Raw genomic sequence first — 3,521 nt, forward strand, 5'->3', positions numbered from 1 at the left:
CTAGGGATAAGCAAAGTAAAAACTTTCTGAACTATGATTCAACATAATCGAGCGCAACTTTGAAGCAATCTCATCCCGTAGGGGAGCAGCTTCGGCTTGAGTCAGCCAAGTAAATAGTTTCTCCACAGCTTGAGGAGACGGATCAATTTTGAGTGCCTCTTGGAGCAGACGAAACGCACCAGCAAGATTCCCTGTCTTTAGGGGAATTACCATATGGTTTAGACAATAATTAAAGTAATGGTTACGAGCGTTGGCTGTAATTGCTGCACAATGCTCAGCAGGAAGATAGCTCTCGGAAATTTCAATCCCCAGGCGGATAGACGTTGCTTGAGCTCCAGATAATATCAGTTCACTGGTCATATTATTATCATGCTCACGGTAACGTGCCAAAATATCGCCTTCGTACCACCAATCATAAAAACTAGCAATACGCTTATAAAGTTCCCAATCAGGAGTATACGTGTTCCCCGGATCGTAACACCCCAGATGTTCATGAGTAGAGCGACGAATCACAACTGCACAGGGATTCAAGACATTGGAAGTGCCAATCTTCCACAGCCAATCTTGATGGATACCCGTATCTTTTCCATACACTTGTTGGGAGAAAATTATCTTTCCTTTCTCATCGATATTTTCATAACCCGTAAATGCTGCTCCCACAGAATCACTACATGTTTCTAGACTCTTCTTCAAGCGGGAATAAAAACCTGGAAGAACATATTCATCTTCAGGAAGCACATGAATCCACTGACCGCGACTGAGGGCAATACCAAGATTAAAATTGCGTCGCGCACCGATATTTTCTGGATTGCGGTAGTAGCGAACTACCCCTCCCCCAATCGAATTCACCAAATCGTATAGAGGAGGTGTGCTGGCATTATCCATAACCAAAATTTCCATCTCCTCCTCTCCCTGCCATTGAGCCAAAACACTCGCAAGACATTCTAGAAGATAGTCAGTACGGTTATATAAAGGAATAATTACTGTCCAAAAGGGTCGCTTGTCTTCACTGACCGATACGGTCGGAATCCCTGGAAACTGATATCCCCCGATAGTAACGTCTGGTTGTTCTACCTGCGGTGGCGTTAGTGTCTCAGGAGATACTCTAGAACCGTTGTTAGAACCGTTGTCAGGATTTGCTACTTTCCCATACCGGGGATTGACTAGCATTAGCCCTTGTCGATAAGCAGATGCTGCCTCCTTTAACTGCTTCTGGGTTTGGTAAATCCTGCCTAAGTTAAAGTAGACTTCCCCATAACTAGGATTGAGTTCGAGAACCTTCTGATAAGATGCGATCGCATTTTCAAACTCACCTTGGTCTTCAAGCACCACTCCCAAATTGTAATGAGCGCTTAGCAAATCTGACTGCATCGTGACCGCTTGCCGATAGTAAGCCACAGCATTAGTCAAATCTCCTGCCTTTTGCCGCTTAACCCCTAGCTCATGGTTTAACTGTGCGTAGTGTGCTTGTTTTTCTAGGGAAAGCTTCCCTTGAGCGTGGAGTGCATTGCCCAAATTCACATCAGCTTCAGTACAGGTAGGCTGAATCTCCAACGCTTTTTGATAGGATGCGATCGCATCGTCCCAATTACCTTGTTGTTGCAGAGCATACCCAAGGTTGTTGTGAACCGCTATTAAGTTCGGCTGTATTGTTAAGACTCGTTGGTAACACTCCACCGACTCAGACAACTGACCTTGACCTTGGCACAAATTACCTAAACTAAACCAACCCTTAACAGAATTCGGCTCCGCTTCCACAGTAGCTCTGAACAACTTCTCGGCCATCTCATACTGACCTGTTTGCTGTGCCAGCACCCCTAAGCCATATAAAGCTTCCGGATGATTAGGGTGTTGTTCCAAAATCTTATAGTAAACCTGTACAGCCTTGTTTAAGCGATTGGCTTGACGATGTTGAACAGCAAGTTGTAGTGCTTCAGAAACAGTTTCCATCGCAAATTGTCTTGGTTTATGGACTACATTTAATAGAAAATCTTCTAATGCTCTTACCGGTTTCAAGTCACCATATAACTTATGCTTATTTTCAGCAACTTGATCAGATATGTATTGACGATATTGAGCATCTTGACCCAACCGTACCGCAATTTTCACATAATCCTCTTTACTCTTAGCAATTGTCTCTTCCAGACCCATCATTTTTAGAATTGCTATCGTATGCCGACCACGCATCAAATCTCCTGGGAATGTCACAATCGGAATATTATGGGTAATCGATTCTAAACTAGAGTTACATCCAGACCAACCAATGCTATCCAAGAATACATCCGCTATGGCTGAGGTTCCAGCAAACCTCCTGTTATTCATGAACGGTAAAAATATGCAGTAGTCTGTATAATCGAGGCCAAATTTATTAAAAGCATCCCTTAAACGCTGTTCAAATATCTCAGTAACCTGGTCACTTTTAACATATTTAAGAAATACAAACTTACATCGACAATCTAACTCCTTAGCAATTCTAGTAAAAACATCATCATAGTGAGGTAAATACTTATATAAAGATTGGCAGCACCAGAACATAATCTCATCATCCTCTAAGCCTATGTCCTTTTTACTAATTGCTTCCGGTGTAATTTCCAAAGGGGTGTAATGGATAGAGAGATTCGGTAATCTAACTAACCTCTCACTATAATGCTCTTGAGCATTTTCTGCTTCCATTAAATCACTACTCAAGTAATAGTCAATCGTCGGCATTCCACTAGTATCGGGATGTCCCCAAGATGTCATTTGAATCGGAGCCAGTCTTAAACAACCCAACTTAACTGTAGTGGGGGACATCCCGAATTCCGGAAAAATAAGGATGTGTAATTTATCTTTTGTAATTACCTCACACCATTCTTCCATAGTCAAAGAACCTTGAACAAATTTGACAAATGATTTCGCGGCTATTGCTGTTTCCTTATCCTGTTTTAACCCGGTGTGATAACCAAATAGTTCAAAATTCGATCTATCTATATTTTCTACCCAGCCCTTAATCGGTATTTTCCAATTAGAATGATCCCAAAAGAATTCTGAAATAACCCCAATCCGAACTTTTTCATGAGGTGCTAAATTTGGTAGAGGAATTTTCTGGATCCACCGGGGATAGCACTTCCACATGATCTGGCAAATCATTGCTCCATAAATTTGCTGTAACTCTCGGTTATTTAACCCTTGATAGGCCAGATAAAAAGGCTGAAACGCTCCCACCGCCTTAGCAGCACTTAGCAGTTCCCTTGGACTTAGCTCTGTATCGCTCTGTGTATAGCTATCCGCTAATTTTTTCAGACTAGCTTGGTAATTATTTCGCGTTACCTTGATTTCATCAACACTTGAATAAATGATCGGAATCTGACACACGCACATGGCCAGTTTAGCTTCAGCCAAGTTAGGGTTAATACTTAATGCTTGCTGGTAAGACTGTAGGGCTTCTTCTAGCTTGCACTGTTCGTGGAGTGTATTTCCTAAATTGTTATAAACCTCAGCAAAATCAGGTTTCAGCCTAATCGCTTCCTGATAGGACTGTA

The 3,521-nt window shown here is 42.1% G+C and carries 1 protein-coding gene; it reads right to left on the bottom strand.

Going from position 1 to position 3,521, the window contains the following annotated elements; genetic code table 11:
* Positions 1-3,521: tetratricopeptide repeat protein (locus F6K49_RS37560; RefSeq protein WP_293105210.1), on the bottom strand; the 3,521-nt coding region annotated here is incomplete at its 5' end.

Source organism: Moorena sp. SIO3I6 (assembly GCF_010672095.1).